Here is a 26,146-nt window from a genome sequence, read left to right as displayed (position 1 = left end):
TACCCGAACATGCCAAAGATGAAAACCAAAAGCGGTGCAGCCAAGCGGTTCCTCAAAACGGCTAATGGCATCAAGCACAAGCACGCTTTCAAGAGCCACATCCTGACCAAAATGTCGACCAAGCGTAAGCGTCAACTGCGCGGTAGCAGCTTGCTGCATCCGTCTGACGTGGCAAAAGTCGAGCGCATGCTGCGCCTTCGTTAATTTCGGTCAAAGATAGAGGACTAACTCATGGCTCGTGTTAAGCGTGGCGTCATTGCCCGTAAGCGTCACAAGAAAATTCTGAAACTTGCAAAAGGCTACTACGGCGCGCGTTCGCGTGTGTTCCGTGTTGCCAAGCAAGCGGTCATCAAGGCAGGTCAATACGCCTACCGCGACCGTCGTCAGAAAAAACGTCAGTTCCGCGCTCTGTGGATCGCTCGTATCAACGCTGGTGCTCGTGTCAACGGTCTGTCTTACAGCCGTCTGATCTCTGGCCTGAAAAAAGCGTCGATCGAGATCGACCGCAAGGTTCTGGCTGATCTGGCTGTGAACGAAAAAGCGGCGTTTGCTGCGATTGTCGAGAAAGCTAAAGCCTCGCTGGCTTAAGTACCCACGACAATCACCTTGGGTGGCCGCTGGTCTCCCACGGTGTTAAACGTCAGTAAATAGGGGAAGAGCCTTCTAAAGCTCTTCCCCTATTTCGTATCTGGAGTCTGTACATGGAAAACCTGGATGCGCTGGTCTCTCAAGCTCTGGAGGCCGTGCAACAAGCTGAAGACATCAATGCCCTGGAGCAGATCCGGGTTCAGTACCTTGGCAAGAAAGGCGAACTGACTCAGGTGATGAAGACCCTGGGCAACCTGCCGGCCGATGAGCGTCCCAAAGTGGGAGCGCTGATCAACGAAGCCAAGGAGCGTGTTACAGAGGTCCTGAATTCGCGCAAAAGCAGCTTCGAAGAAGCCGAGCTGAGCGCAAAACTCGCTGCCGAACAGATCGACGTGACCCTGCCGGGCCGTGGCCAGACCACGGGCGGTCTGCACCCCGTCACACGTACCCTGGAACGCATCGAGCAGTTCTTCACCCACATCGGCTACGGCATTGCCGAAGGCCCAGAGGTCGAAGACGACTACCACAACTTCGAAGCACTCAACATCCCAGGCCATCACCCGGCCCGGTCGATGCACGACACCTTCTATTTCAACGCAAACATGCTACTGCGTACCCACACCTCGCCGGTGCAGGTACGGACCATGGAATCGCAGCAGCCGCCGATCCGTGTGGTCTGCCCGGGCCGCGTGTACCGCAGCGACTCGGATATCACCCACTCGCCGATGTTCCATCAGGTCGAAGGCCTGCTGGTGGATCGCGACATCAATTTCGCCGACCTCAAAGGCACCATCGAGGAATTCCTGCGGGTGTTCTTCGAGAAGGAATTGGCGGTGCGCTTCCGTCCGTCTTACTTCCCGTTCACCGAACCATCCGCTGAAGTCGACATGCAGTGTGTGATCTGCAACGGCAACGGCTGCCGCGTCTGCAAACAGACCGGCTGGCTTGAAGTGATGGGCTGCGGCATGGTTCACCCCAACGTGCTGCGCATGTCGGGTATCGACCCGGAAGAGTTTCAAGGCTTCGCCTTCGGTATGGGCGTAGAGCGTTTTGCCATGCTGCGTTACGGCGTCAACGACTTACGGCTGTTCTTCGAAAACGACTTGCGGTTTCTTGCGCAATTTCGCTAATTACTCCAGGAGAACAGCATGAAATTCAGTGAACAATGGCTGCGCGGCTGGGTCAGCCCGCAAGTCTCCCGCGACGAACTGGTGGCCCGGCTGTCCATGGCCGGCCTGGAAGTCGACAGCGTGACCCTGGCGGCCGGTGAATTCACCGGCGTCGTGGTCGGCGAAGTACTGTCCACCGAACAGCACCCGGATGCCGACAAACTGCGCGTTTGCCAGGTCAGCGACGGCAAGGACACCTTTCAGGTGGTGTGCGGCGCGCCCAACGTGCGCCCCGGCCTGAAGATCCCGTTCGCCAAGATCGGCGCCGAACTGCCGGGCGACTTCAAGATCAAGAAGGCCAAGCTGCGCGGTGTCGAGTCCAACGGCATGTTGTGCTCGCAGTCCGAGTTGCAAGTGGGCGAGGGCAACGACGGCTTGATGGAGCTGCCGGCTGATGCGCCGGTGGGCGAAGACATTCGTATTTACCTGCAACTGGATGATGCCAGCATCGAGGTCGACCTCACCCCCAACCGCGGTGACTGCCTGTCGTTGGCGGGTCTGGCCCGTGAAGTAGGCGCGCTCTACGCCGTCCCGGTCACCCGCCCGGTAGTGGCCAGCATTGCGCCGGTCAACGACGAAGTGCGCCCGGTTGACGTCGTCGCCCCGCAGGCCTGCCCGCGTTACCTGGGCCGGGTGATCCGCAATGTCGACCTCTCGCGCCCGACCCCGCTGTGGATGGTCGAGCGCCTGCGTCGCGCCGACGTGCGCAGCATCGATGCCGCAGTCGACATCACCAACTATGTGATGCTCGAACTGGGGCAACCGTTGCACGCCTTCGACCTCGCCCAAATCAACGGCGGCATTCGCGTGCGCATGGCCGAGGACGGCGAGAAACTGGTCCTGCTCGATGGCCAGGAAATTACCCTGCGCAGCGACACCCTGGTCATCGCCGACCACTCCCGTGCTCTGGCCATCGCCGGCGTGATGGGTGGCGAGCACAGCGGCGTGACCGGCAAGACCCGTGACGTCTTCCTCGAAAGCGCCTTCTTCGATCAGATCGCAGTCGCCGGCAAAGCCCGTTCCTACGGCCTGCACACCGATGCCTCGCATCGCTACGAACGCGGCGTCGACTGGCGCCTGGCCCGTGAAGCCATGGAGCGTGCCACCGGCCTGCTGCTGGATATCACTGGCGGCGAGCCCGGCCCGATCATCGAAAGCGTCAGCGAGCAGTATCTGCCGAACATCGCGCCGATCACCCTGCGTGCCGAGCGTGTGACCCATATGCTAGGCCTGCAGATGGACCCGGCTGAAATCGAAGGCTTGCTGGTTGGCCTCGGTCTCGGCGTAAAACCGCAAGCTGCAGGTCAGTGGTTGATTGAAGTACCAAGCCACCGTTTCGATATCAGTCTGGAAGTCGACTTGATCGAAGAGCTTGCGCGCCTGTATGGCTACAACCGCCTTCCGGTCCGTTACCCGCAAGCGCGCCTGGCTCCGCAGGCTCGCGGTGAAGCTCGCAGCGAACTTCCGGCCCTGCGCCGTCTGCTGGTTGCTCGTGGTTATCAGGAAGCCGTGACCTACAGCTTCATCGATCCGAAATGGTTCGAGCTGTTCAACCCCGGCGTCGCACCGCTGCTGCTGGCGAATCCGATCTCTGCCGACATGGCCGCCATGCGCTCGTCGCTGTGGCCAGGCCTGGTCAAAGCCTTGCAGCACAACCTCAACCGCCAGCAAGACCGCGTGCGCCTGTTCGAAAGCGGTCTGCGTTTCATCGGTCAGCTCGACGGGCTGAAGCAGGAGGCCATGCTCTCCGGCGTGGTCTGCGGCAGCCGCCTGCCGGAAGGCTGGGCTCAGGGTAAGGACGCTGTCGACTTTTTCGACGTCAAAGCTGACGTCGAAGCGGTGCTCGGTTTCGCTGGCGCTCAGGGCGAGTTCACTTTCGTTCCTGGCAAGCACCCGGCGCTGCACCCTGGCCAGACCGCGAAAATCGAACGCGATGGCCGCGAAGTCGGCTACCTCGGCGCCCTGCACCCGGAGCTGGTTAAAACCCTGGGTCTGGATCGCCCGGTATTCGTTTTCGAACTGGTCCTGGCAGAAGTGGCCAGTGGCAAGCTGCCAAAATTCAGTGAACTGTCGCGCTTCCCCGAAGTGCGTCGCGACCTCGCCCTGATCGCGGATCGCGAGGTCGCATCCGCCGCCGTGCTCGATGTAATCCGCGAGAATGCTGGCGAATGGCTCACCGACCTCAGGCTATTTGACGTCTACCAGGGTAAAGGCATTGATCCGCATAGAAAAAGCCTTGCAGTCGGCTTGACCTGGCAGCATCCATCGCGCACTCTTAACGACGATGAGGTGAACTCAACGACACAAGCCATCCTCACCTCGCTCGAACAAAGGTTGAACGCCACGTTAAGGAAGTAGCGCATGGGGGCTCTGACGAAAGCTGAAATGGCGGAACGTCTTTATGAAGAGCTGGGCCTGAATAAACGGGAGGCCAAGGAATTGGTCGAACTGTTTTTCGAAGAGATCAGGCACGCTCTTGAAGACAACGAGCAGGTCAAATTGTCCGGGTTCGGCAATTTCGACCTTCGGGACAAACGCCAGCGGCCTGGCCGCAACCCGAAAACGGGTGAAGAAATCCCGATCACGGCTCGCCGTGTGGTCACCTTTCGTCCAGGGCAGAAGTTGAAGGCCCGAGTTGAGGCCTATGCTGGAACCAAGTCATAACGACGAACTCCCGCCCATCCCAGGCAAACGCTACTTCACCATCGGTGAAGTCAGCGACCTGTGCGCGGTCAAGCCCCATGTGCTGCGCTACTGGGAGCAGGAGTTCACCCAGCTCAATCCGGTCAAGCGCCGTGGTAACCGTCGGTATTATCAGCGCCAGGACGTGCTGATGATCCGCCAGATCCGCGCACTGCTCTATGAGCAGGGCTTCACCATCGGCGGCGCACGCTTGCGGCTGTCCGGTGACGAGGCGAAAGACGACACTACCCAGTACAAACAGCTGATTCGGCAGATGATCTCCGAGCTGGAAGATGTGCTGGGCGTGCTAAAGAAATAAAGCTGAAAAAAATACTTCCTTAACGCGTCAAGCTAGGGTATATTTTTCAACGTTTTCAGAGGCTTGGAAACGACAAGTCTGGAAGTCCGGAGGCTTGTGAAGTGGTAGATTCGCCTTAGTCGGGGCGTAGCGCAGCCCGGTAGCGCACTTGCATGGGGTGCAAGGGGTCGAGTGTTCGAATCACTCCGTCCCGACCATTATTTTCAATGACTTAGGCCATTTCCGCGAGGGGTGGCCTTTTTCATGTGCGTGACATTTGCGTGACTTCTCGCTTTTTCATGCCTGCCTCCTCTTCAAAATAGTCAGCACCGGCCCGCGCGAGTCAGTTGCTGATACCATATTTGCAGCCTCAATCAGATGCCCGAGCTCTGCGCCCGAGTAATGACTGGTGACGCTGCCGTTCTTGTGACCAAGCAATGCCTTCCGATCTTCCTCCGTGACCCCTGCGGCTCGAAGGCGACGACCGAAGGTATGCTTGAGGTCATGCACCCTGATCGATGCGTACCCTGGGTGAGCTGGGCGAAGGTTTTCCTCCTGCCAGAGTTTCGCCGCTCTCACCCGCGCTTTCTTCCAGGCCGTGTCGTTCATCCTGTGCAGCGGTGAATCAGCGTAGGGGAAGACCCATTCCTTGCTGATGCCGCGCTGCTTGTCGATGATCTGCTTGGCCACGCTGTTCAGCACCACCAGCCTTTCATCCCCGTTCTTCACGCCCGAGTTCTTGTGCCGGCCACCGAAGTCCGCGGGGATCAGGAACACGCTCGCGGCGATCTCCGGCACCGTAATCTCCCAATCCCACCTCAACTTGCAGACCTCCTGCTCTCGACAGCCCGTATTCACCTTGAACAGGGCCATCTTGACCAGGTGTTCCGGCAATTCCTTGAAGAGTATCGTCTGCTCCTGCCACGACATGGGGTAGGGCTTCCTGCTCGACTTCTTCTCTTCCAGCTTCTTGAGCATCGGCACGCTGTCCAGCCACGGCCTACGCTCATCATCTCGCCACTTCCTGGCACACAACGACAAAACCCGAATTACCCGTTCAATCGCGATGTTGATCGTCCGGTTGCTCACGCCTTTCTTTGTCTTGCCGCTGGGCAGCTTCTGTGCCGTCTGGCGGTCCCTGATGAAGTCGGCCAGGGCCGCATCATCGATATGTGTCAGTGGCAGGTGCCCCAGGTATGGGTCAAGCTGCTGAAGGCAGAGCGCCGTCAGCTTGATCGAAGGCTGGTCCTTGTGCTCGAGGATGAATCGTGTAGCCGCCTCTTGAAAGGTCCGCACGTGGCGGACCCCATACACCTTTTGTTGCCGAAGCATTTCGAGCCGGTGGATCAGGTATCGCTCCGCTTCCGCCCGGTCACCAGTTCCAGTGCTTTCGTAAAGTCGTTCTCCGTTGACCTTCTTGTCGATATGCCAGAGGCCGTTCCTTTGGGAGAGCCCCGTGATCGTTTTCCGCGCCATTGTGTTTCTCCCTCATGGCGCTCGCTGCGGGGCGATTGTTGCCCTGTAGCGCCAGTTTTATCAATCGCTTTGGCTTCCACGTAGGCCGTGGCCCATTCATCCAGCTCGAGTCGGTCAAACGCGATACCGCGCTCACCGATGGGAAATTCCCGCACGAACGGCCGAACCGTCTTCGTGAATTCGGACCGGTCCATGCCCAGGTACTGGGGCGCATGGCAAGCGCGGATGAATCGAGGCTGGATCGGGGAAGCCTTGGCTGCTGTTGCGTTTGCCATTGGCATGCTCGCGTGCCGCCCTGTGGCGGCAGATGGGGTTATTCGGTGGCTTTATCGATCGCAGTAACGGCAGATCGGATCGCAGCGCTGGTAATCTCGTTGCGGTGTTGGGGGAGGTAGCCAATCAGGGCCATGTGAGCTTGCTTCAAAGCAGCCAGCAGGTCTGGCGCAGCGGCGATAAGCTTGGCGTTGGCCTGAACTTCACTGAAGTCCCCGAAATCCTCGCCGTAGATATGGCCGCCAATCTTCTCCGCCAGAAAGTACTCGATAGGCCATTCTTGAAGGTCCTCTTCATTGGCAGACTTCACCGAGGTTGTGCCCCACGTATCTACCTCTACGACCCAAGGACCGGGCGTGTGCTTAATTTCAGGCATGCGTAATCCTCGCCCGCCGGTCGCCGGCAGGCTGAAAGTGGAAGGGGGTTAAGCCAGTTCGGCTTCGAATTTGTCGATTAGGCTTTGAGAGCAGAAGGTGATCGGCAAAGCGTCGGTACTTCTGCCGTCGGAGACAATGACCCAGCCATCGTTGCGCAGGGTGCAGGTCTCGTTGCCCGTCCTGATGCGCGCGATCGGGAGGCCTGGGATGCGCAGCATTCGATTGATACGATAGATGATCTTCATGCCGCCTCCTGTCCGCGCTGCCACCAGTGCCAGGCCCGGTCCAGATACAGGTCCAGATATCTGCCGCTGGCCATGCGCTGGCCTTCTACCCACGACAGCGTGCAGTTGTTGTCCTCGGCGTAGGCCTGTTCGAATTGGGCTCGGCTGGTCATGGCATGGCCCGCCCGATCTCTGCGGCGGCCCGGGTGATAGCTCGGCACGTAGATTTGAGCTTGTCGCCGCCTCGGTAGCATATGGCAAGCACGTCCTGAAGCCTGCCGGGATTCCCCCGGCGATCAACCCACTTCGCCGCAACAGTTTCGGTTTCAGGTCTGAACTCGATGTCGATGTCTAATTTCATCGCTAGTATCAAGGCGTGATCCTTGAATTCGAGCGGGCTGAACCATCCACTGAAACCATCAGCGGTGAACTTAACGAAGTCACCCTTGAATGAGGGTGCCCAAGGTTTTGCTCCAATAGCCTTGGCGGCCAGTTCGATCAATTCTCGATCTTCAGACATAGCTTTACCTCACAGCCCTGCACCCGGCAGGCCGTCAAAATGTGTGTGGGATTCGATCAGGCGTGGTTGTCGCGGGCCTTGCCGGCTTGGATCAGGCTCAGCGCCCAGAGGGTTCCGGCGATGGAGAGGATGGCGTAGAGCAGGGTGAGCTTCAGCATGGCTTCACCGCGTTGAGCTTGGCCACTTCGTCGAGGCAGGCGTTATAGCCCGCACACTCTCCGAGGCCGTAGGTGGTGAACACATCGAGCGAAGATTTACGCTCAGGCAGTACAACCCCTGCAGGCGCTGGGTGGGCGAATAGCGGGGTTGTCAGCGTGGCCAACGCCGAAGCAGGTGCGCCGCCTTTCGCAATCGCATAAGTTTTGTGTTGGTCAGTACACATACGCCCAGGCTCGCTGGGGTCTCGCCACGCGACAGGTTTCGACTCGCTGGCGGGGTGGGCATCATCTATCTTAACCACCACGCATTGGTGCGTTTTTGCACAGTCAGTGCAGATGCAGGCCATATCTCCGCAATAGTCGAGCTTCCCATCTGCCCCGCGAACTTTTTCATCCGCCGGAATCTTGTGGTCACGCTCGTCGAATTCCCAATTCAAGTTTGCGTCGTAAAAGCACTTATTCCCGCAAACGTCGCAGAGATAGTAATCAGCGGCTGCCATTTTCTTTGTCCTCTGCCGGTGAAAGGAAGGCGTCCAGGTAATCGAAGAGTGTTTCCGAACAAGGCGAGTCGAGCCAAATAGTGTCGATGACAGCGCCGCTTTCGTTCGCCTTTTCCAGCGAGCGGCGGGTGTTTGCAATTACCGCCACCGCATCCTCAAGCCGCTTGTCGCGGGCGGCCAGTTTGGCGCGAAGACCGTCTTCTATGCCTTGATTCACGTTGTCCATGAACGCCGCCGCTTCATTAAGTTTTACGACTTCTGCCTGACTGGCGGCCAGTTGCTGGGCGAGGGCGTCGTAGTAGGATTCGCGCACGCAGCGAATATTGCGGGCTTCGTGGCACCAGAAGCGCTCAACGCTCATCACACATCCCCCGCATCAACAATCCGCTGAATCCCTTCCAGGCACTGCAGCAGGGATATCTCCCCGCGCAGATAGCGCAGGTTCCATTCTTCGACGGCCTTCGCGGCCAAGGTCTTGAGGTCCATCACTTCTCCTTCTGCCCGGCATGCTTGGCCTGGCGCAGTTTGCTGCAGCGTTGGTGGTTGCCCTGGGCGCGATAATTTCCACAGATATCGCAGCGGTTCTCGACCGATAGGCAGGGGACTGGTTTGGGACAGGTTCGGCGCGGGGTCATGCGGGCTCCTTGAATTTCCGCTCACGATCCGGCCGCCCAGCCCGCATCTGCACGCCCATCAGCATGGTGCTGACCTTGGTGCCAGCGGGGAACGTAGTCGCCGGTGGTAGTCGTACATCACAGGCCAGCACCGCCGAGTTACTCGCCTGCTCGACGCACTTGGCCAGCGAATCCCAGATTCCGCAGGGAAGCCGGAGCTCGTTCTGAATGCGCTTGATCACAGCCATAGGCACAGGGACCATCAGGTCGTCTTCCATAGGATCTCCAGACAGCCGCCCGCCTGCCGAGGCGTTCAGCGTGAAATAGGTGAGGGTGGGGTTAGGCTGCCGCTGTGACTGGTTCAGCCAGAGCCTGCTGTACCGCCGCAATGATGCGTTCGAGATAGTCGTATTCGGGGTTTGGCTCCGTCGCATCGTTGTCCGATGCCAGGTGCCACCACTCATCACCGAAGAGCTTGTGCATCAGCTCGCTGTGCGCGCCGTGGAGGTGGTCGATGGATGAATAATCCCGCAGGTCCTCGACCTCGTCGTACAGCTCACGCGCTTCGTCCCGGCCATAGCAGAACGTCCTGCGCTCCTTCAGCACCTGGCGCCGCGCCTTTGCGGCAAGGGCCTCGCCACTGAATTGCCGCGAGCGCATCTGCGAATCGAAATAGCCGATGATGTAGCTCGCATTGAGCTTGCGGAAGAACTGGCCGACGGTCACGCCGTCCCACATCCCACCCCAGGAGGCTGTCCAGCTTTTGCCCCAGCAGCTGACAGTGATCTTGCCGCGCTTGGGCTCGAAGTCTTCGAGGAACACCGTGATAGGGTCCAGATTCACGGCACCCGTGATGTACAGCTTGGTCACAGTCGAGGTCTCGACCTTCATGGCAATCTCCAAGCAGGCGCCATCCCTCCGATCGTGCGGATGGTGGCAATGTGGCTAATTTGAACTGCCCATTCCAGGGAGTGCCCAAACAGGCATCACCAAGAGGAATGCAGCAATGAGTGACGAGAAAAAAGAGAAGCCAGAAGACGAAACCCCAGCTCACTCGACTGAGGAGGAGCGGGAGAGACTCAAGGACTTCAATAAGGACGGGATTCCACCGGGTTCAAGCTGATCTCGGCGGTGGCGGCCCGGCCTTGGATGGGCTATAGGTGTTGGCCGGCATGGGGCCGAATGGGCGGGCGATATGGAAAAGCGATTGATAGAAACACTGACTGTCTTGGATGACGGCAGGCAGATCTCCTATAGAAGAGGCGAAAATGATGGAGATCTGTTCCTTGAGTCTACCCCAAATGATGGGGAATACATCGTTTCGCTCCGCAAAGGCCAGTACGCATGGACCCTCGATACTGCGGGGCTTGGGACCTTTGAAGTATATATAAATAATGAGTTTATCGAGGGGGCAGTGATCAAATCAGATCCTGACGAAACGTTGCTCGGGGATGAGCCAGCCGTCTTAGTCCTTACTTTGAAGAGGAGCCAAATTTAGAGCTTGGGAGGTAATATTTCATCATCATCTTCCCGGTCTGAGGTGCTCAGTATGCTACGCAGTCCACCGTCATAAATTGCCTGCGCCACACTTTCACTAACCATGATTTTGTGGCGCGGATAACGTAAGTGTTCGGTCAGCTCAGCATCGTCCATCATATCCATTTTCATGATGTTGACTTGCAATATTTCGCTGATGCTCATGCCTTTACTGCGGAACTTCACACGGGCCATGGCCTGTTCAATGCCCGGCCTTACCCGGTGCCGCAATTCCTTCTCTGCGAATTTCGCTCGCCTCTCGGCAAGCTCGTCGTTCCGCTGCTCCTGTGTTTTGGCCATCAACGCTTCCTCTTTTTCTTCGCCGGCCCCCGGCCGTGAGCCGTCCAGCCGGCGCCGCGAATCTCGTTGCCCATCTCGGCGATCATCGCATCGACCTGCTCATTCACCAGCGGCACCAGGTCGAACATCATCGAGTTCGGCACGGTCATGCTGCGAATCGTTTTTTCGCCGTCAGGCATCAGAAACCAGAGGCTGACATCCCAGCGCACCGGCTTTGATGGCCGGGTGCCCTTGGGCATTGTGTGGCCGCCGTTCGGGCCAATCGTGTGGATCACTGAGCACGTCATGAGATAGTCCGCTCGGTGGTAAGTTGATATGTTCTTGCCGCCGGCGCTGGCGGACCTTCGTGGCTATCCGGCGCATCGACGCGGCTTCTGAGAAGGGAAGTCGATGCCGTAGTCGCGCATCAGGCGAAGGATCACGGTGCCAGCCACCTCCATTTGTTTCGCCGCCTGGTACCGGCTGAGCCCCACGTCGCGCAGAGCGATCATTCGTTCGCACATCCGCGCATCGACGGTGGGGTCGATATAGGCCCTGTGCTTCTTGATATCGTGAGATTTGCGGCGGAAGTTGAAGCCGCCGGCGCGCGATATCCGGTAAAGGGCCGCCCTCGAATACCCGGTAGCTTCGACGGCCTCCAGGTAGGTCATGGTTTCGGCGAGGGCTCGGATGCGGTCCTCCAGGGCCTTTCTTTCAGCAAGCTCTGCCAGGCGCTTGGCAAATGATTCCGCCCTCATTACTTCACGCCGGTCAGGAGCTTCTGGGATGGTGGTTACTTCGCATTCGATCTCCGGCTTCACCTTGAAGTCGACAGCTGCCTCCACTACTTGGATAACTCCTGAGCGCCCCTCGAAGGCGGCCATGGCCATGGCAAGCCAGATTCGGTCAGCGTCCTTTTCGCGAATAGAGCTGGTTTCGAGGCTGATCATGCTGCCACCTGCTCCAGGGTGATCCCCGGCATGCTGAAGGTTTCGCCTTTGGCTTCGACAATCGCGTCCAGCGCGTCCCAGTTCACGGTGAGGACCGAAATAGGGACTTGGCCGGCTGCCACCGCGTGCACCAGGGCTTCCAGATCGGTCACCCGCGCCTCCATCTTCATTGGCTTCGGTGCGACCTTCGGAGAAGGCGCTACCTGACGCACTGCCGGCTGCGGCTTGACTGGCTCGGCGACCGGGGCCGGCTTCACCTCGGCCGCTTTCTCTGCCACTGCCTTCTCTGCCGCGATCCGCTGCAATTCCTGCTGCCGAATTTCTTCGCGTTGAGCCTCCAGCTTTTTGGTCTCTGCGGCTTCGTGCTCGTTGATCCGCACCTTGATGACCGATACCAAGTCTTCGTTGTCCTTGAGCACCAACTGTTGGGTGTCGCTGAACAGAAACTTGTGGTCGCTGGCCAGGCTGCGCAGGCTTTCGAGGTTGACGCGGATGCCGTCGCCGACCTGGCTGGCTTCGATCTTGGCGCGGGCCAGTTCGGAGTCAGCAGCATCGCGCAGACTGGAGATCGTCTTCTTGCCCTTGATGGCTCCGGCGAAGTCCGCGGCAACGGCCGGTAGGCGAACCTTGCCGCCGAACGACTCGTTGATCTTGTCGATGTGCTCGCGAAATGCTGCAGCTGCCTTCAGGACGATCTCGTCACGGATGGCGACCTTGCGAGCCGTCACCAGCTTGTTCAATTCCAAGCGCTTGCGGCGTACCTCCTCAGAAATGTCTTCAATCGTGCGGAAGAGGATGTCGATGCTTTCGGTCTGGCTCAGTGCGTGCTGCTTCGCTGCTGCAAGACTGCCTTCTACTTCTGTGCACCACTTCACCGTTTTCTCAGCATCAGCAAAGTGCTGGTCGGTCTGCAGGTCGGTGTTGATTGCACCAATTACGGCCAGCGAGTGCGCCTTGAACTGTTCCAGGTTGCTCGCAGTGACCATGCCAGTGACTTCGATACGCAGCGCTGGCAGCGTTTCCGGTGTCTTTCCGACAGCCTCGACAGCTGCTTCCACCGGCTCGTACGCAGCGAGGTCTTCCTCGAACTGCTTCCAGCCGGCGACGAGCTTGGCGGCGCGCCCAGCGACTGGGGTGTATTCCATCGACACGAAGTTCTGCTCAGTGCCATCTGAGCACACGAAAATGACTTTCTCGGCGTCGCTCACCAGCAACTGTTGCTCAAGCTGCCAGTAGTAGTGGCCGTCTAGCGTGCCGGCGCGCACATCGGCGGCCAGCTGCTCGTTCCACATCTTGTGCTCGAACAGGGTCTCGCCGAGCATCGTGCAGCCGTCTAGCGAGGCGAGCAGGTCGCCTTCGGTCCCCACCACGGGAAACAGATCTTCGCCGATCCGTGCTTCAAGGATTGGGCGCGCCATGGCTTCAGCCTCGTGGCCCTTGTCGAACAGGTACTTCTGTACCCACCAGGAGATATCGCGGTCCAGACCGGTCTTCTTGGCATGAAGCAACTCGGTGCGCTTCATCTGCTTCGAATCACCCATCATCACAGGGGCTTCGGAGGCGGTGCGGTATTGAGCGCGGAGGGCATGCCATTCAGCTGAGCCCTGGGCTACGTTATGGATCTTCATGCGGCGTCCCCTTCGATGGGCTTCAGTTGGTTGATGGCGTCGATCTGCGCCTGGGTGAGGGTGTATTTGCTGCGGACGGTGGCGATGAGGTGCTCTGGCGAAGAGCGGCCAGCTTCAACGGCGCTGCGCCATTTCGGCAGGTTCTCTTCGAGCTTTTCGTCCGGGTAATCGGGCAGTGGCTCGGGCTCCGATTCCGTTACCCGCTGCGTGGAAACTTCACGCGGCCCCTCGTCGAACGTCTTGCCTTCCATCTCATCGGCAGTTGGCACTGACCCGACTTCGGGGAATGCTTTACGCAGTGCCTGGGCCTCAGCGCACTTGGCAAGCTGGGCAAATGCTCGGCGCTTCCACATCGAGTTTGGCGCGATGGTGTCTTTGCTGGACGTCGCATAGTTCTCCAGCCACCGCTCGCTGGCGGTGAACTCCGCGACATGCCCGTTCGACATCTGGCGTCTCACGGTCACGCGGCACCACTCCGGGTACGAAACCTCAACACCGCCCAGTTTTGCAGTGATGGTCGGGCCATATTCAGGGTCGCTGATACCCGCGTACTGCCCGGTGCGCGCTGCCTGAATCCGATACAGGCCAATGCCAGGCATGACGACATCGACCATGCCACGGCCTTTCTGGTAGATCGGGACGATGTGAACCGGCTTGAGCATCGGGTCGAGCTGGGCCGCCTTGCAGTAGGCCAGCACCATTACCACCGAGTTGTGCGCGGCGCCTGGGTACAAGCTGCCGCTCAGCACCTGGACGAGCGCGTCTTCGCTCACGGCCGGCAGATGCTCGGCCTGTTTCATTACTGCGGACATGAGTCTCTCCACGCGCCATGCCGTTGCCGGGGCGCTGCGATTGGAAGGGGAAGGGGTTATTGCTGGGGCGGCGGGGCTGGCAAGGGCATCCAGTGCGTTGCGTCCGAGTCATACCAGAAGCACCAGCCGATATCACTGTCGAAGACCCATTAGGAAAGAGCGACCTCGCCAGATTCACAGACGATCAGGTAATCGCCACGACCATCGTCGGGAAGTCGCTCGTTGCAACTGATCCAGTCGCTCACGCTCGCACCTCATAAGTCAGCGTCCACTCCCCGCACAAGCACGCCCGGCGACTCCAGGCCTCAGGGTTCTCGATGCTCGCGATCTCGGCCTGACGCAGGGCATCCCACATCGTCAGCCCCTTGAATACCATCAGCACCCGGTCATCGGGCACAGCCATGTGATCGGGAAGCTCGGCGATCTGCTCGTCGATCAGCGTCTTTACGATGGGCTGGGTCATGGCTGCACCTGCTTGCGGTAGCCTGCGTCCCACAGCAGACCAAGTGCCTCTTTGGCGGTCTGCGGCTCAGGTTTCCAGTAGGTGATCCACATATCTTCGATGGCAGCAGCACGCTCTTCCGCTGCGATCTGCTCGGCGGTGCGGATGGGGCAGAACAGGTGTTCTATTCCGACGCCGCCCCTCTGGTGGTCAGCGCTGACGTAGGCTGCCAGTTTGCGGCCTTCGTCGGTGGTGAAGTGCGCGTAGATCTTGACCTCGGTGCCGGCCCACTCTGGGTGGATCGGCTGAAGATATTTACTCGGGCCGGAAAGAACTGCCCACGTCCCAACGGGCGGCAGGCCTTCGCCGTTCCATTGGCTTTCTGTGACGGGTCTCAACTCGGCTCCAACCGGGAAATCCTTTTGCCCCCCCATCCAAGTCCAGTCCGGATAACCAGCAGCCGGACACATCTGCTGAACCTGACCACCACCGTCACGCCGATACCATGCATCGTAGGTCTGCGATGTTCCGAGATACCCTGCTTCAGCGTCTTCCGGCGCCTTGCTCCAATCAATGCTCATGCCGCCTCCTTGCGCTGCTCGCATACCCTGCGAAGACGTGCGCTGTAGTAGTGGAAATCTTCGGTGTCGATTTCGTTTTCTTGCAGGGCCTGGATGATCCGATTTTCAACCCGCCGTTCGTGGAATCGCGGGGTGGCCGGGTGATTCAGGGCGTCGAGGTCTCGGGACAGGCGGGCATGGATGCTCACAGTTCGGCGTCCTCTGCGTCAGCAGCCAAGCCGTCCTCAACCAGTGGCTTCAGCAGCCTCTCGGCGATATCGCCAAGGGCGCCCATCGGGTGATCGCTGCTGCCCAGCAGGGTCTTGGCCGCGATCTTGTCGGGGTTTCCGTAGAGCACTGAGATGATCAGCGAGCCCAGCGCCGAGGAATCGACCTGGCAGCCGGCCAGCTGGTTGTTCACATGCTCGTCCACCGCCAGCGCGAACTGGCCCTGCGTGACTGACTGGACTGCCCGGAGGCGGCGCTGGACCACAACGTCGCTCCCGAACACCACCAGTTGCTCGGTCGCGTTGTACAGCCATTCGCTGGCTGCTTCGTCTTGGGGTGAAGTGTCAGCTGGGGTCAGGTTGTCCCAGCGCTGCTGCAATCGTGCGAGTGCGTTCATGGGTGATTCCTCAAACCGCATTAGCCAGATGCCAGGCGCGGGTGACCAAACCCACCGTGAATGGTGGCCTGGCATCTGCTGATGCGGTTTCGTGTGTGGGGTAGGGGTGCAGATGGCCGGTGCTGATCTCCGGCACGACTGGTAACGCTCCAGCTCTGCGCGCATCAGCCTGCGCATTCATCTGCATGAAACGGTGTGATGCAGGGGGCCGCGTTGCGCGGTGCAGAAGTCTTCCGCATTGGTGGAGCATCGAAATCCTTCTCGTGGACCTGTCTCGCTATTGCAGCCGGGTAGCGACCCACAACCGCTCAGGCGTCTATCGATGCTCCCCGATGGGCACTCTTGCGAATGCCATAGGGTGGGTCAGGCCTCGTGCTTGCCAACCAGGTAGCGAGCACGACCGCACGACCTCTTCAGCACAACAGGCTGGCGGCGATAGCCGCCGGTGTACTCAACTTGGCGAGGATCAACGCCAATATGTCGAAGGGCGGCGCGAACTTGTTTGCATTTCTTGGCGTTCATGGTGTTTCTCCGGTTGTCTTCCGAAAGCGCCCGTCTCCAGGCGCTGACGTGAAAATCACTGGTTTCCCGCTGGCACCGCATAGCGGGTCATTCACTCGGTTCGAGCGTTTCGCTCTAGTCAGCCGTCGAGGTGCGCCTCGCGTTGGTAGGCTTTCGGGCCTATCTGATCTCCGGTCGCCGTAGAGGCGGTGCCGTCTTTGTTCGTGTTGCGCGGGTTGTTAAAGAGCGGCGGGGCCGTTTGAGTCCCTGTCGATCCGCTGCTGCGATTCGATGAATTAAAGTTACCGCACGGTAATAATACAAGTCAATACCGTTTGGTAATAATTTCTCGCGTCAAAAAAATTCTCGATCGTAGCCCTGGGCCTACGGTGATGCTCAAATTGTGAGTTTTAGGGGGGAGAGGCCCGGAATAGGAGGGATTCATGGTGGTGGTCACCGTGGCCCTGCGCTTACGGTATGGGTGGCCATGAAGAGGGGGGATTTCGGGCTGAAAGCCATGGCCTACGGGGTCTGTAGGGCGGCCTCCAGTGCGGTGGCGGAGGGCGGAAATAGAAAGCCCGGCGCTGGGCCGGGCTCATATTCTAGGCATATTTCTCGGCGATCAAGCTACCCGATGCTGCCACCAGTCTATAGTTTTTGCGGCAAGCTCATCAGTTGAAGGCGCTCTGATAACCTCGATACCGGACCGCTCGAGACGATCAAGCTGCTTTTCTATAACTTCAGATACTCGTCGAAATTCGAGATGGTCCATACCGCTTTTTTCTGTGGGGACGAGGATGGAAAGTGACCCTGCGCGATCGGTATTGCTGGTAACAAGCCCTAGATCGGACGAGGCCTGCAGGATGTTTTTCTCTGCCACTACCGGGCTTTTGTACCACACCGATATTACAGACCCAACGGCAGTGGAGCTCAAGAGAGGCGCGTCCACGTCAATCGTGCCGTTCTTCAGCCGGAGCCGGTAACGCTCCTCCTTGATGATTGCTGACGCGCTCAGATCCATCTTCTGACGCATGATCTGGAAAAGGCTATCGCGAAGTTTGGGTGTCGAGGTGTATCGAAATGCATCATTCTTTGGTGCACCTTTGTCTTTCCCAAGTGTCACAATATCGTCAAAAAAATCGCTCACGACTGACTCTGGGCTTTCACCCGCAGCGTATAACTTCGGGCTGAGCCGGACGTTGCTGCTTATCTGATCTGGAAGATTTTTTCGACTCGCGAAAATGTATTCCTCAACGTCGTTCAGGTAATAATTCAAATCCTTAACACTCACCCGTTTTCCATACAGGCATTTGACGCGATCAAAGACATCTAGCATCCGGACCTCGAGCTGATCCTGATGCGAAAAAAGCACCCCGACGTTTAGGTATTCGCCGGTGTCCTGGTCGAGGCACATTTGTACTGCCTGCCAATGGCCCTCCACACGGGGCCGCGATTCCGCTTTTGCAGTCCGCTCTTTCAGCCTGGCGAGGATGGTCATAGCATTAAACCTACTGTTGACGTGTAGTGGCTTGGCTCCAGTCTTGCTGCCAAAAATTCTAGCACCTGTGTGACTTCTGAGGGGGGCAAGAATTCGGTCAAAATGCTTTCTGCCTTATCCCTTCCATCAGCTTTCCACGCCACTGAAAATGCTTTGTACGCTAACTGTCTGGCTGATCGGATGCGGGTCCGATTGCTCCAGCCTGGTATGACGCCATCAATCAGTTCCCTAAGCGCGTTCCTTGCTAAAGCAGGATCCAAGCCTAGTGATGCGGGGGTCCATGCTGGGGTGCGAAACAAGCGCCCGTGGTCTATGAGGACCAGGCCACCGCTTGGGCCTCCCAACAAATTTCCCAGGTGCCGATCACTGTTCTCAGTCCATTCATCGAACGACAACACAGCAGGAGCAGACCCATTGGCTGCTAGATCAGCAGCGACCCTGGATCGATTTCGAATCTGCATAAGATCCGGAGCGTCAGAAGGGCATTCAGCTAGCAATGCAGGATACTTCATATCTTCTGAGAACCATGCCACGTACTCAGTAGCGGGTGCACTACCGCTAGGTTGGCTCAGCAGCTTACGAAGAACATTTTCAGGAATCTGATCTGAGCGAAGAATAATTACTCCGGCGGTGTCAGCGACTGTCAGGCCGCTGGCCTTTGCAAGCGTATAGCCGAGAGCCTCACTGATCACGGAGTTATTCGTCGATGAGCTCCCGCTAGACGATCGAAGAGTTGCAACAAATGGCTTAATGTAGCAGCGGACGCTTCGACTTCCTACATCGATCCTCCCTCGAAATATGGCATTTTCACCATGCATCGGAGCATCCCTGAGAGGTCCGAGGAACGCATTACTATCTAAAAATTCAACCATTTTCTCATCCTTGAAAATTCGGGGCGGAAGGGGGTCGATCGTTTCCTGTCTAAATTTAGAAGCTACGCCCAGTCCACCAGTAAATGATCTGCGCCAGGATGTGAATGTCACCCTCACGGGCGGCCGGCACATCGATCTCACGGTACTGATCGTTGTCGGAAATGATCGTCAGCCCGTCCAGGTTGCGCTGGATGCGCTTCACATGGAGGCGGCCACCCATCTCGAAGAAGTAGATCGCATCCGATTCCACGCTTTTGATCCCTGAGTCGACCAACAGGGCGTCGCCGTTGCGGATCGTAGGGGCCATGCTGTCGCCCTTGCCTGAGATCAGCTTCAGGTTGTCCGTGGACGTGTACACCAGGTTCTGACGCACCCAGGCCGCATCCAGGCTCATGTGCTCAACAACCATATTCATTTCAGGCGCTTCCGTACCTGGGCCCATGGACCCCGCTATGTCAAAGCGCTCGATAGCTACGAGTGGCTTATAGCTTTTGATTTTCTGTGCGAGCGGAGTGGGCAAGCCCTCTACATCGATGGTCTCAACGGCCAAGGGAGCATCAAGGCTATAGCGCTCAATGCCAAATGAAGATTCGATTTCGCGCGCAAAATCCTCGCCAATCGTTTTGGAGCCTGAAGCACTTGGCTCCGAAAGACACCGAGAAATGAAATTCTGTGGCTTTCCCAGCTTTTCAGCCAGGCGAGACTGCGCGCCGCGCACGCCGACACCGTATTCGCGGTCCATCAATCTTTGCAGGTTGTGCCTGCGCACTTCTCGTAAGTCCATTCCGCGATTCTCAACCGTCATTACTTTTTGGTAAATGACCATTTGGTATTGATTTAATGGTTACCGAGCGGTAATAATTGGCGCATCACAGAGGAGATTCGTGATGCGAACCAAACACACCCAGCTATTGGAGTGGCTCAAGACAGCCTCAGACGAGGCCGTAGACAGAACCGGGACCACTCGCGGCTACCTGAAACAAATTGCCTATGGCAATAAACAAGCGTCCGCCAGCGTTGCCTCGTCTCTTGAGCGGGAATTGCAGGGTCTCTTGACTCGGCAATCCCTTCGCCCTGACGACTGGGCTGTGATCTGGCCTGAACTTGCGTCGGCGGCCTGACCATGTCCACGAATCAATTAAGCCAAGAACAGGTGGTAAGGGCTCGCAAGAATTATCACTTCATCGTGCAGAAGCTTGCATCGGTGGGCAATGCGCCAGTAGCGGTTGCAGTGGGTTGCGATGAGGCGACGATCAGCCGGATGAAGCCGGAGAAGTTCGAGCAGTTCGCACAGATCCTTGCAGTACTGGACCTGAAGATCGTTCCGGCTGAGATGCGCTGCTTCAACGAGCGCGATATCGAGATGCTGATCCATGCCTCGAAGCGCTGGATGGAGCACATCCACGGTGTTGACCAGTTGCAGGAAGAGTAGCCATGTACCGGCCTCTGCCAGCAGAACACATCAACCGAATCCTCGACCGTGTAATCGCCGGAATGGGTGGTGAGTCTGGCGTGCCTGTCGCTTCCCGTGAGGAATACCAGCAGCTTGCTGGAGCAGCAGCGTCGATGGTCGGCAACAGCTTCACCCGAACTAGAAAAGAAAAAGCCGCAGGACTGTGCATGCAGTACCTGCGGCTTTCGCTGTGCCCATCGGTTGCACCCGATGGTGATGTTCCCAGGAATGAACCCGAGGCCCGAGTATGACCAACGTAACTCCACTTCGCAATACCGGGGGATTTACCCGGATGGACAACGATCTCTACGAAGCCCTCATAGGGGCTGACCTGTCGGGGCGGGAGCTACGTGTCGCCCTGGCTATTCACAGGCTGACCGCTGGGTTCAATAAGGAATCGGTCAAGGTAGCGGCCCTGTACATCGCCAAGATGATGTACAGGGATGAGGGCAGGGCAGATGCGGAACGTGCCAACGTATCTCGCTGCATCAACTCCCTGATCCGCCAGCGGGTTCTATTCCGTGATGGTGGCAGTCGTGACCCAATCGCTTTTCTGCCTCCGAAAGAGTGGAAAATCGACCCTAAAAACACCGTGTTGAAAACTACACACTGTGTAGAAAACATACCTGCCACTGTGTTGAAAATTACACACATAAAAGACAGAAACACAAATACCAATGCTAACGCATTGGTTGTCGCCGCTTCCGCAACGACCACCACGGATTCGGATCAAGACGCAGAACAGCAAGTCGCCGCCCGCCCTAATCAACCCGAGGCCCTCAAGGCCGACAAAATCCCTTACGGCAAGATCGTGGAAATCTACAACACGATCTGCGGTGATCGCCTGCCCAAGTGCCTGAAGGTCACCCCTAAGCGCCGTACCCTGATCAAGGGCTGCTGGAACCTGGAGATCAGCGGCAAGTACCCATTCCGCAAAGGCGAGTTCTGGACCGCGTACTTCACCGACTGCCTGACCAACAAACACTGGATCGGTGAGAACGATAGGGGCTGGACTGCAGACCTTGAGTTCCTGACCCGCCAGGACAAGGTCCTGAAGGTGCTGGAGGCTCTGCAATGATCGAAGACCGCCCCCTGATTGCCCTCGAAGCCGAATTCGGCGTTGTCGGTGCCATGATGCACAAGCCGGAGCTGGTCGAGACCATCGGTGCGCTGGTATCGCACGAAGACTTCACTGACACCGATGCATCCGAGCTGTACACCATGATCCTGGCCGCGCGCTCTGCTGGCCGGCCGGTGGACTCCGTTTCGCTGTCCGACATCCGCACCGAGCTCTCGACAGGCGAACTGACCATCGTTCGGGCCTCGGAGATCATGCGCAAGGTCCCCAGCGTTGCAAACGCCCACGAATACGCCCGTATCGTGGTGGAGCGTTCCAAGGCCCGTAAGATCACCGCTATCGGCCAGGCGATCATCGATATGGCCTGCCAGAACCGACCCCTGCCAGGGATCATCGCTGATGCTCAGGAGTCTGTGCTGGCCCTGAACAGCGAAGACGACGAGCCGGACGTGATCACCCTGCGCGAGGCGCTGGGCCCGGTGGTGGACGAGATGGACGCCCGGTTCAATGGCGAAGGTATCAATGGCCACGCCACGGGCCTGAAAGATCTCGACGAAATCGTCCAGGGCCTTCGCGGCTCGCATGTGCTGATCATCGCCGGCCGCCCAGGCACCGGGAAAACTACCTTGGGCCTGGGCATTGCCGAGAACCTGACCATCAAGGAAGGCAAGTCCGCGCTGGTGTTCTCGCTCGAGATGTCGGCCAAGGAGCTTTCCAAGCGTAGCCTGGCATCGTCCTCGGCAGTCACCCTGGGGAACATCGACACCGGCAAAGCCATGGCCAGCGATGAGCAGATCGCGCGCATAACCGGCGCTGTCGGCAAGATGAGATCAGCCGATCTGCGGATTTGCCAGAAGGGCGGCCTTCCGTTGAGCCGTATCCGCAACATCGCCCGCTTCCAGCACAAGGCTAAACCGCTCGACCTGATTGTCATCGACTACATCGGCCTGATTGCGCCAGAGGCTGGCAGCCGTCAGCAAAATCGCAACTTGGAACTGGGTGCTATCAGCCGGGGTATCAAGGGCATGGCCAAGGAACTGAACGTTCCGATCATCGTCCTGGCCCAGCTCAACCGCAGCATCGAGACGCGGGCAGCCAAGAAGCCCCAGATGTCCGACCTACGCGACTCCGGCGAGATTGAGCAGGATGCCGACGTGATCATGATCGCCCACCGCGATGCCGACTCGGACCTGGGCCGCAGTGGCGTGACCGAGATTGATGTGGTGAAGCACCGCCACGCCTCGGTCGGCCATTGCCTGCTCCAGCACCAGGGTGAGTTCGCTCGCTTCGTCAGCTACGCCGGGAATCGCGAGCAACAGCAGGCCGCCGCCGCTCCGCCGCCGAGCCGCCGCAACTCCAAATCTCTGCTCAATAACTTCAATCCTGCTGGGGGCTTCTGATGGCCGATGACACTGAACTGAAGCGCCTGGCTGAGACCCTTGGGCGCGCTATCGAGCAGGCTGAGCACAAGCCTGGCCAATGGGCCGAGACCGCGCAAAGTATGGGCGGCATCTGCTTGCCTGGAGAGTCATTCCAAATTGGTAAGCCTTGGGCGAAGGAAGAGCCGTGGGCAAACTTTAGCTATAAGCGCGACTCCTGGCTGGCAGTAAAGGCCGTGAACGCATTGCCGAAACTATTGGCGCTGATCGCCACCGCGGAACTGAGCCCCACTGCCCAGGCCCTGCTGGTCGAGCGGGATCGGTTGCAGGCCGAGGTGGAGAAGTTAACTGCTCAGGTCCGTCTCGCAGGTATCTCTGCTGAGATGACAGTGCATCAGGCAGTGGGCCGCGCAGCCACCGATACCCTGCTGATCGTTAATGAGCGTGACCAGCTCAAGGCCGAGGTCGAGGCGCTGAGCAAGGATGCCGAGCGGTATCGCTACATGCGCGACTACCCGTGGGCCAACATCACGCGAGCCGTGGGAATCTCTGATGGCCACAGTTTCTGGCTCCAACATTCCGAGGCAGACACGGCTATCGATGCGGCAATGGCTATCGATGCGGCAATGGCAGAGGACTATGCCCAATGACCACTTCCAACTACCAGCTCTTCCGCCAGTCCCTATCCAACCACCCCGGCCTGATCATTGGCTTCGTATTCCCCTTCATCGTCTTCGCATCGATGATCGAGAACGCGAGCTTCGACGGCTGGGCTCTTTTGGGCCTTTCGCTGCTGCCGTGGTTCTTCATCGTGAGCACCGCCTGGATGCTGCGCAATTCGGGTTCGGAGGTGCAGCCATGAAGTCCTTCTGGTGGATCCTGCTGGCCCTATGGGTCGGCTACTTCGGGATTTCGTTGGGCGATGCCGAGCGCCGGGCTGATTCGTGCACAGGTGTGGGGGTTGCTCATGGCTGATCACATGCTGCGCACCGAGTCGGACCGCAACCGCCTGATGGGCTACCTGCAAGGCCTGGACCTCTCCAAGCCCCGCAAGGTGTCGATCAGCGAAACCCGCAACAAGCGCAGCGATGCGCAGAACCGTCTGTTGTGGCAGTGGAACGGCCTGATTCAGACCCACCTGCGCGAGTCGTTCGGCCAGCTGGCCAGCTCCGAAGAGTGGCACGAGATCCTGGTGGCCAAGCTCTGGCCCGCCGAGGTTCACCCGGTAGAACTGCCGGACGGCACCCGATACCGCGTCGGCCGGGCCAAGACCCGCAAGTTCACCACCGTGCAGATGACCACGTACCTGGAGCTGCTGGACGCCTACTGCGCCGAGCACCTGCAGCTTCTGCTGCCTCATCCGGACGATCTGATGATGGCCATCTACGGCGAGCGCCGGCGGAGGGCTGCCTGATGCGAGTGGTTTCCCAAAAGCTGCGCGACTCGGCGCGGGATCAGGAATGCACCCTGCGGTTCTACGGCATCTGCAACCGCAACCCAGAAACCACCGTGCTCGCGCATGTGCCCTGCGGGCAGAAAGGCATGGGCATGAAGGGCCCGGACCAGATGTCTTGCTTCGCCTGCTCGGACTGCCACGACGCCCTGGACGGCCGCAAGCGGGTAGAGGTTGATTTCCGGGATGTGATCCGTGCTGTGGCAGAGACCCAGGCGTTCTGGATCTCCAAGGGCTTGATGAAGGTGCAAGGGGTGGCAGCATGACCATTTTGACCCTGCCATGGCCGCCAGCTGCGTGCAGCCCGAACGCCCGTGGCCACTGGAGCAAGAAGAGCAAGGCCGCCAAGGTCTACCGCGCCCAGTGCCGGATGATGACTCTCGCGGCAAAGATCGTGCGCCCGGCGGGCCCGGCCCTGCTCTGCTTGGAGTTCGTGCCGCCCGACCGGCGCCGCCGCGACGACGACAACCTGATCGCCATGTTCAAGTCCGGCCGCGACGGCTTGGCTGATGCGCTGGGGATCGATGACAACATTTTCGCTACTCAGGTTCGAGTGAGTGATGAAACCACCAAGGGCGGCGCTGTGCGCGTTCGTATCGAATCAGTGAAAGGGGAAGCAGCATGATGCAACTGAATTCGGCCCGGGCCTGCTGGCACGACGCTTACTACACCCCATGGGACAGCCAAGGCGCCCACGTCGAGCAGATCGGCCTGCTGGGCTGCTCGGTGCAGAAGACCGAGAAGATGGTGAATGCGCGCCATGCGGTGCACCAGGCACTGTCGGCGCGCATCCAGCACGCTATTGCCACCCTGTCGCCGCGGCTCAAGGCGTTCGGCAACTTCATGTACAGCCCGCTGGCCAGCATTGACGACAAAGAGATTGCCGAAGAGATCGTCCTGTACACCGCCTATGCCATGGGCCCGAAGATGATGGCCAAGAAGTTCGCACGCGCCCGGTATGTGGCCATAGCTGTGCTGTTCCGGTATCGACGTATGCATCAGGGCGGGCAGAGCGAGGGGAATGACCCTCTGCCGACTCCAGAGGCTTTTCGGACATGGATTCTGGAAGAGCATGGGCTGAAGCTATCGTCGGAGCAGTGGGGGCGTGAATGGTCTGGTTTCGTCGACCTATGCTTTGCAGCATGCAATGATCTGGATAAGCAGGCATTGGTGCCTGTAGCGCGAAGCATTTCCATCATGAAGGAGGCTGCATGAGCAAAGTAGGCGATTTACTGGACCAGTTAGCTGAAGAGCGCCAAAAGAGATTTCCGGATGCTCCGATCGAGATTGTCGTGGGCAGGTCTGCAACATGGGTAGCGCTCATGACAGAGCCAGGCGCAAGCCAGATTCTCGGTACATCTGATGAAGGCCAGACCTTCAACGGTGTGCGTATCGTTGCTGCTGGTGGGACAGATCGGGATTATGATTACAGAATTCGGTTTGAAAATGATCCCGAGTAATACTCTTGCTTGGCTATTGACCAAATGTCCGGCTGAAGGCATCATTTCGTTACTTTAGAGTTTTGCCTCTGGCAAAAACCCGACTAAGCCCGGCCATTGCGTCGGGCTTTTTCGTCTTCATCGATATGCAATCTGCGTGACTGAGTGGCCTATGGTTGACGCATCTAAAGGGTTCGGAGGCGATGCAAGCCACTACTCCGGCCCCCCGTGGGTTCGAATCCCACCGCAGATTGCATTTCGATGCAGATGAATGCGCAGGCTGATGCCCTGAGAAGCGGTGGGCAGCGAATCGCACAAGTCCGGGACCCGCAAACCGAGAAACCCCCAAGCCGGAAATCAGTGCCGGCCATCTGCGCCACACAACAAAAAGCCCCGCCAAGCGCGGGGCTTTCGCGTTTCAGGATCACGGAAAAGAGAGGGCGGCTCAAGAAGGTGCTGTAACACCATCAGGAGCCACCAGATCGCAGGTATACGCTGCAAGCCGGCCAAGGCCCCCACTGCTCGCGCGAGCGGGACGGAGCCTAGCAGAAAAACAAAGGGCTTTGCAGATGTTGAAAGATTGCCGCTGTGGACGTTGCAACCGGCTTCTCGCCCGCGTGGGTGAGTTTACCGAGCTCCAGATCAAATGTTCCCGCTGTAGGACGTTGAATCATGTGAGGGCCGAGAGCCCCGAGCAATCGCCGATCAAACGCAGATCAAGCCAACCAAATTAGGGCCTCATTCGGCCCCGGTTTCCTCCGC

The 26,146-nt window shown here is 58.6% G+C and carries 41 protein-coding genes and 1 tRNA gene; 20 read left to right on the top strand and 22 right to left on the bottom strand.

Going from position 1 to position 26,146, the window contains the following annotated elements:
- The first annotated feature begins 9 nt into the window (after positions 1-9).
- From rpmI to HB675_RS21990, 7 genes are all read left to right on the top strand, one after another.
- Positions 10-204 (top strand): 50S ribosomal protein L35, encoded by a 195-nt coding sequence (rpmI, locus tag HB675_RS22020; RefSeq protein ID WP_002553160.1) that lies wholly within the window; start codon positions 10-12, stop codon positions 202-204.
- Between the two features lie 27 nt (positions 205-231).
- On the top strand, positions 232-588 hold the full coding sequence (rplT, locus tag HB675_RS22015; RefSeq protein ID WP_213881260.1) for a 50S ribosomal protein L20: 357 nt from the start codon (positions 232-234) through the stop codon (positions 586-588).
- A 113-nt stretch (positions 589-701) separates the two neighbouring features.
- Positions 702-1,718 (top strand): phenylalanine--tRNA ligase subunit alpha, encoded by a 1,017-nt coding sequence (pheS, locus tag HB675_RS22010; protein WP_213881259.1) that lies wholly within the window; start codon positions 702-704, stop codon positions 1,716-1,718.
- An 18-nt stretch (positions 1,719-1,736) separates the two neighbouring features.
- Positions 1,737-4,115, top strand: a complete 2,379-nt coding sequence (gene pheT, locus HB675_RS22005; RefSeq protein ID WP_213881258.1) for a phenylalanine--tRNA ligase subunit beta — start codon at positions 1,737-1,739, stop codon at positions 4,113-4,115.
- Positions 4,116-4,118: 3 nt separating this feature from the next.
- Complete coding sequence (gene ihfA / locus HB675_RS22000) at positions 4,119-4,421, top strand: integration host factor subunit alpha (protein WP_002553164.1); 303 nt, start codon at positions 4,119-4,121, stop codon at positions 4,419-4,421.
- On the top strand, positions 4,402-4,758 hold the full coding sequence (locus tag HB675_RS21995) for a MerR family transcriptional regulator (protein ID WP_213881257.1): 357 nt from the start codon (positions 4,402-4,404) through the stop codon (positions 4,756-4,758). The genes ihfA and HB675_RS21995 overlap by 20 nt, the downstream gene beginning before the upstream one ends.
- Before the next feature lie 120 nt (positions 4,759-4,878).
- Positions 4,879-4,955 (top strand) — tRNA-Pro (locus tag HB675_RS21990).
- Between the two features lie 79 nt (positions 4,956-5,034).
- Here HB675_RS21990 and HB675_RS21985 read toward each other — a convergent pair.
- From HB675_RS21985 to HB675_RS21945, 10 genes are all read right to left on the bottom strand, one after another.
- Positions 5,035-6,213: a tyrosine-type recombinase/integrase gene (locus HB675_RS21985; RefSeq protein WP_213881256.1), complete on the bottom strand. Its 1,179-nt coding sequence runs from the start codon at positions 6,211-6,213 to the stop codon at positions 5,035-5,037.
- Positions 6,214-6,526: 313 nt separating this feature from the next.
- Entirely contained in the window at positions 6,527-6,862 is a 336-nt protein-coding gene (locus HB675_RS21980; RefSeq protein WP_213881255.1) for a hypothetical protein, read from the bottom strand.
- Between the two features lie 48 nt (positions 6,863-6,910).
- A complete protein-coding gene (locus HB675_RS21975; protein ID WP_213881254.1) occupies positions 6,911-7,108 on the bottom strand; it encodes a hypothetical protein in 198 nt (65 codons plus the stop codon).
- A complete protein-coding gene (locus tag HB675_RS21970; RefSeq protein WP_213881253.1) occupies positions 7,105-7,260 on the bottom strand; it encodes a hypothetical protein in 156 nt (51 codons plus the stop codon). Before HB675_RS21970 ends, HB675_RS21975 begins: the two co-directional genes overlap by 4 nt.
- Positions 7,257-7,607, bottom strand: a complete 351-nt coding sequence (locus tag HB675_RS21965) for a hypothetical protein (protein WP_213881252.1) — start codon at positions 7,605-7,607, stop codon at positions 7,257-7,259. Before HB675_RS21965 ends, HB675_RS21970 begins: the two co-directional genes overlap by 4 nt.
- A gap of 151 nt (positions 7,608-7,758) precedes the next feature.
- Complete coding sequence (locus HB675_RS21960; protein WP_213881251.1) at positions 7,759-8,265, bottom strand: hypothetical protein; 507 nt, start codon at positions 8,263-8,265, stop codon at positions 7,759-7,761.
- Positions 8,252-8,626 (bottom strand): hypothetical protein, encoded by a 375-nt coding sequence (locus HB675_RS21955; RefSeq protein ID WP_213881250.1) that lies wholly within the window; start codon positions 8,624-8,626, stop codon positions 8,252-8,254. The genes HB675_RS21960 and HB675_RS21955 overlap by 14 nt, the downstream gene beginning before the upstream one ends.
- A complete protein-coding gene (locus HB675_RS26020; protein ID WP_256737644.1) occupies positions 8,626-8,751 on the bottom strand; it encodes a hypothetical protein in 126 nt (41 codons plus the stop codon). The genes HB675_RS21955 and HB675_RS26020 overlap by 1 nt, the downstream gene beginning before the upstream one ends.
- Before the next feature lie 145 nt (positions 8,752-8,896).
- A complete protein-coding gene (locus HB675_RS21950) occupies positions 8,897-9,157 on the bottom strand; it encodes a hypothetical protein (RefSeq protein WP_213881249.1) in 261 nt (86 codons plus the stop codon).
- A gap of 61 nt (positions 9,158-9,218) precedes the next feature.
- Positions 9,219-9,770 carry a hypothetical protein gene (locus tag HB675_RS21945; protein ID WP_213881248.1) on the bottom strand — a complete coding sequence of 184 codons (552 nt, stop codon included), beginning with the start codon at positions 9,768-9,770 and terminating at the stop codon, positions 9,219-9,221.
- A 304-nt stretch (positions 9,771-10,074) separates the two neighbouring features.
- Between HB675_RS21945 and HB675_RS21940 the strand changes: the two genes are divergently transcribed.
- Positions 10,075-10,377, top strand: coding sequence for a hypothetical protein (locus HB675_RS21940; RefSeq protein WP_213881247.1), 303 nt, complete (start codon positions 10,075-10,077; stop codon positions 10,375-10,377).
- Here HB675_RS21940 and HB675_RS21935 read toward each other — a convergent pair.
- From HB675_RS21935 to HB675_RS21870, 12 genes are all read right to left on the bottom strand, one after another.
- The gene (locus HB675_RS21935) at positions 10,374-10,715 is read right to left on the bottom strand and encodes a hypothetical protein (RefSeq protein ID WP_213881246.1); all 342 of its coding nucleotides are present in this window, start codon (positions 10,713-10,715) and stop codon (positions 10,374-10,376) included. The two genes, HB675_RS21940 and HB675_RS21935, sit on opposite strands and share 4 nt — an antisense overlap.
- Positions 10,715-10,954: a hypothetical protein gene (locus HB675_RS21930; protein ID WP_213881245.1), complete on the bottom strand. Its 240-nt coding sequence runs from the start codon at positions 10,952-10,954 to the stop codon at positions 10,715-10,717. Before HB675_RS21930 ends, HB675_RS21935 begins: the two co-directional genes overlap by 1 nt.
- A 111-nt stretch (positions 10,955-11,065) precedes the next feature.
- Positions 11,066-11,644, bottom strand: a complete 579-nt coding sequence (locus tag HB675_RS21925; RefSeq protein ID WP_213881244.1) for a hypothetical protein — start codon at positions 11,642-11,644, stop codon at positions 11,066-11,068.
- Positions 11,641-13,272, bottom strand: a complete 1,632-nt coding sequence (locus tag HB675_RS21920) for a YqaJ viral recombinase family protein (protein ID WP_213881243.1) — start codon at positions 13,270-13,272, stop codon at positions 11,641-11,643. The genes HB675_RS21925 and HB675_RS21920 overlap by 4 nt, the downstream gene beginning before the upstream one ends.
- Positions 13,269-14,072 (bottom strand): phage recombination protein Bet, encoded by an 804-nt coding sequence (gene bet, locus HB675_RS21915; RefSeq protein WP_213881305.1) that lies wholly within the window; start codon positions 14,070-14,072, stop codon positions 13,269-13,271. Before bet ends, HB675_RS21920 begins: the two co-directional genes overlap by 4 nt.
- 253 nt (positions 14,073-14,325) lie before the next feature.
- On the bottom strand, positions 14,326-14,547 hold the full coding sequence (locus HB675_RS21900; protein WP_213881241.1) for a hypothetical protein: 222 nt from the start codon (positions 14,545-14,547) through the stop codon (positions 14,326-14,328).
- Positions 14,544-15,107 (bottom strand): hypothetical protein, encoded by a 564-nt coding sequence (locus tag HB675_RS21895; protein ID WP_213881240.1) that lies wholly within the window; start codon positions 15,105-15,107, stop codon positions 14,544-14,546. The genes HB675_RS21900 and HB675_RS21895 overlap by 4 nt, the downstream gene beginning before the upstream one ends.
- On the bottom strand, positions 15,104-15,295 hold the full coding sequence (locus HB675_RS21890) for a hypothetical protein (protein ID WP_213881239.1): 192 nt from the start codon (positions 15,293-15,295) through the stop codon (positions 15,104-15,106). The genes HB675_RS21895 and HB675_RS21890 overlap by 4 nt, the downstream gene beginning before the upstream one ends.
- Positions 15,292-15,711 carry a hypothetical protein gene (locus HB675_RS21885; protein ID WP_213881238.1) on the bottom strand — a complete coding sequence of 140 codons (420 nt, stop codon included), beginning with the start codon at positions 15,709-15,711 and terminating at the stop codon, positions 15,292-15,294. The genes HB675_RS21890 and HB675_RS21885 overlap by 4 nt, the downstream gene beginning before the upstream one ends.
- A 363-nt stretch (positions 15,712-16,074) precedes the next feature.
- Positions 16,075-16,233, bottom strand: coding sequence for a hypothetical protein (locus HB675_RS21880; RefSeq protein ID WP_213881237.1), 159 nt, complete (start codon positions 16,231-16,233; stop codon positions 16,075-16,077).
- 601 nt (positions 16,234-16,834) lie between these two features.
- A complete protein-coding gene (locus tag HB675_RS21875; protein ID WP_213881236.1) occupies positions 16,835-17,710 on the bottom strand; it encodes a DUF3037 domain-containing protein in 876 nt (291 codons plus the stop codon).
- Positions 17,711-18,637: 927 nt separating this feature from the next.
- Positions 18,638-19,408, bottom strand: a complete 771-nt coding sequence (locus HB675_RS21870; protein ID WP_213881235.1) for a S24 family peptidase — start codon at positions 19,406-19,408, stop codon at positions 18,638-18,640.
- A gap of 297 nt (positions 19,409-19,705) precedes the next feature.
- On the opposite strand from HB675_RS21870, the gene HB675_RS21865 reads away from it, so the two are divergent.
- From HB675_RS21865 to HB675_RS21810, 12 genes are all read left to right on the top strand, one after another.
- Complete coding sequence (locus tag HB675_RS21865; RefSeq protein WP_213881234.1) at positions 19,706-20,014, top strand: CII family transcriptional regulator; 309 nt, start codon at positions 19,706-19,708, stop codon at positions 20,012-20,014.
- Between the two features lie 2 nt (positions 20,015-20,016).
- Positions 20,017-20,286: a hypothetical protein gene (locus tag HB675_RS21860; RefSeq protein ID WP_213881233.1), complete on the top strand. Its 270-nt coding sequence runs from the start codon at positions 20,017-20,019 to the stop codon at positions 20,284-20,286.
- Positions 20,283-21,113 (top strand): replication protein, encoded by an 831-nt coding sequence (locus HB675_RS21855; protein WP_213881232.1) that lies wholly within the window; start codon positions 20,283-20,285, stop codon positions 21,111-21,113. The genes HB675_RS21860 and HB675_RS21855 overlap by 4 nt, the downstream gene beginning before the upstream one ends.
- Entirely contained in the window at positions 21,110-22,513 is a 1,404-nt protein-coding gene (locus tag HB675_RS21850) for a DnaB-like helicase C-terminal domain-containing protein (RefSeq protein WP_213881231.1), read from the top strand. The genes HB675_RS21855 and HB675_RS21850 overlap by 4 nt, the downstream gene beginning before the upstream one ends.
- On the top strand, positions 22,513-23,142 hold the full coding sequence (locus HB675_RS21845) for a hypothetical protein (RefSeq protein ID WP_213881230.1): 630 nt from the start codon (positions 22,513-22,515) through the stop codon (positions 23,140-23,142). Before HB675_RS21850 ends, HB675_RS21845 begins: the two co-directional genes overlap by 1 nt.
- The gene (locus HB675_RS21840; RefSeq protein WP_213881229.1) at positions 23,139-23,354 is read left to right on the top strand and encodes a hypothetical protein; all 216 of its coding nucleotides are present in this window, start codon (positions 23,139-23,141) and stop codon (positions 23,352-23,354) included. The genes HB675_RS21845 and HB675_RS21840 overlap by 4 nt, the downstream gene beginning before the upstream one ends.
- A gap of 105 nt (positions 23,355-23,459) precedes the next feature.
- The gene (locus tag HB675_RS21835; protein WP_213881228.1) at positions 23,460-23,906 is read left to right on the top strand and encodes a recombination protein NinB; all 447 of its coding nucleotides are present in this window, start codon (positions 23,460-23,462) and stop codon (positions 23,904-23,906) included.
- Positions 23,906-24,211: a nuclease domain-containing protein gene (locus HB675_RS21830; protein WP_213881227.1), complete on the top strand. Its 306-nt coding sequence runs from the start codon at positions 23,906-23,908 to the stop codon at positions 24,209-24,211. Before HB675_RS21835 ends, HB675_RS21830 begins: the two co-directional genes overlap by 1 nt.
- Entirely contained in the window at positions 24,208-24,570 is a 363-nt protein-coding gene (locus HB675_RS21825; RefSeq protein ID WP_213881226.1) for an endodeoxyribonuclease RusA, read from the top strand. Before HB675_RS21830 ends, HB675_RS21825 begins: the two co-directional genes overlap by 4 nt.
- The gene (locus tag HB675_RS21820) at positions 24,567-25,160 is read left to right on the top strand and encodes a hypothetical protein (RefSeq protein ID WP_256737643.1); all 594 of its coding nucleotides are present in this window, start codon (positions 24,567-24,569) and stop codon (positions 25,158-25,160) included. Before HB675_RS21825 ends, HB675_RS21820 begins: the two co-directional genes overlap by 4 nt.
- Positions 25,157-25,405: a hypothetical protein gene (locus tag HB675_RS21815; protein WP_213881225.1), complete on the top strand. Its 249-nt coding sequence runs from the start codon at positions 25,157-25,159 to the stop codon at positions 25,403-25,405. The genes HB675_RS21820 and HB675_RS21815 overlap by 4 nt, the downstream gene beginning before the upstream one ends.
- A 548-nt stretch (positions 25,406-25,953) precedes the next feature.
- A complete protein-coding gene (locus HB675_RS21810) occupies positions 25,954-26,118 on the top strand; it encodes a Com family DNA-binding transcriptional regulator (protein WP_213881224.1) in 165 nt (54 codons plus the stop codon).
- Positions 26,119-26,146 lie beyond the last annotated feature (28 nt).

The sequence above is a fragment of the Pseudomonas sp. dw_358 genome (assembly GCF_018449655.1).
Lineage (GTDB): Bacteria > Pseudomonadota > Gammaproteobacteria > Pseudomonadales > Pseudomonadaceae > Aquipseudomonas.
This window is presented reverse-complemented; position numbering and strand designations above follow the sequence as displayed.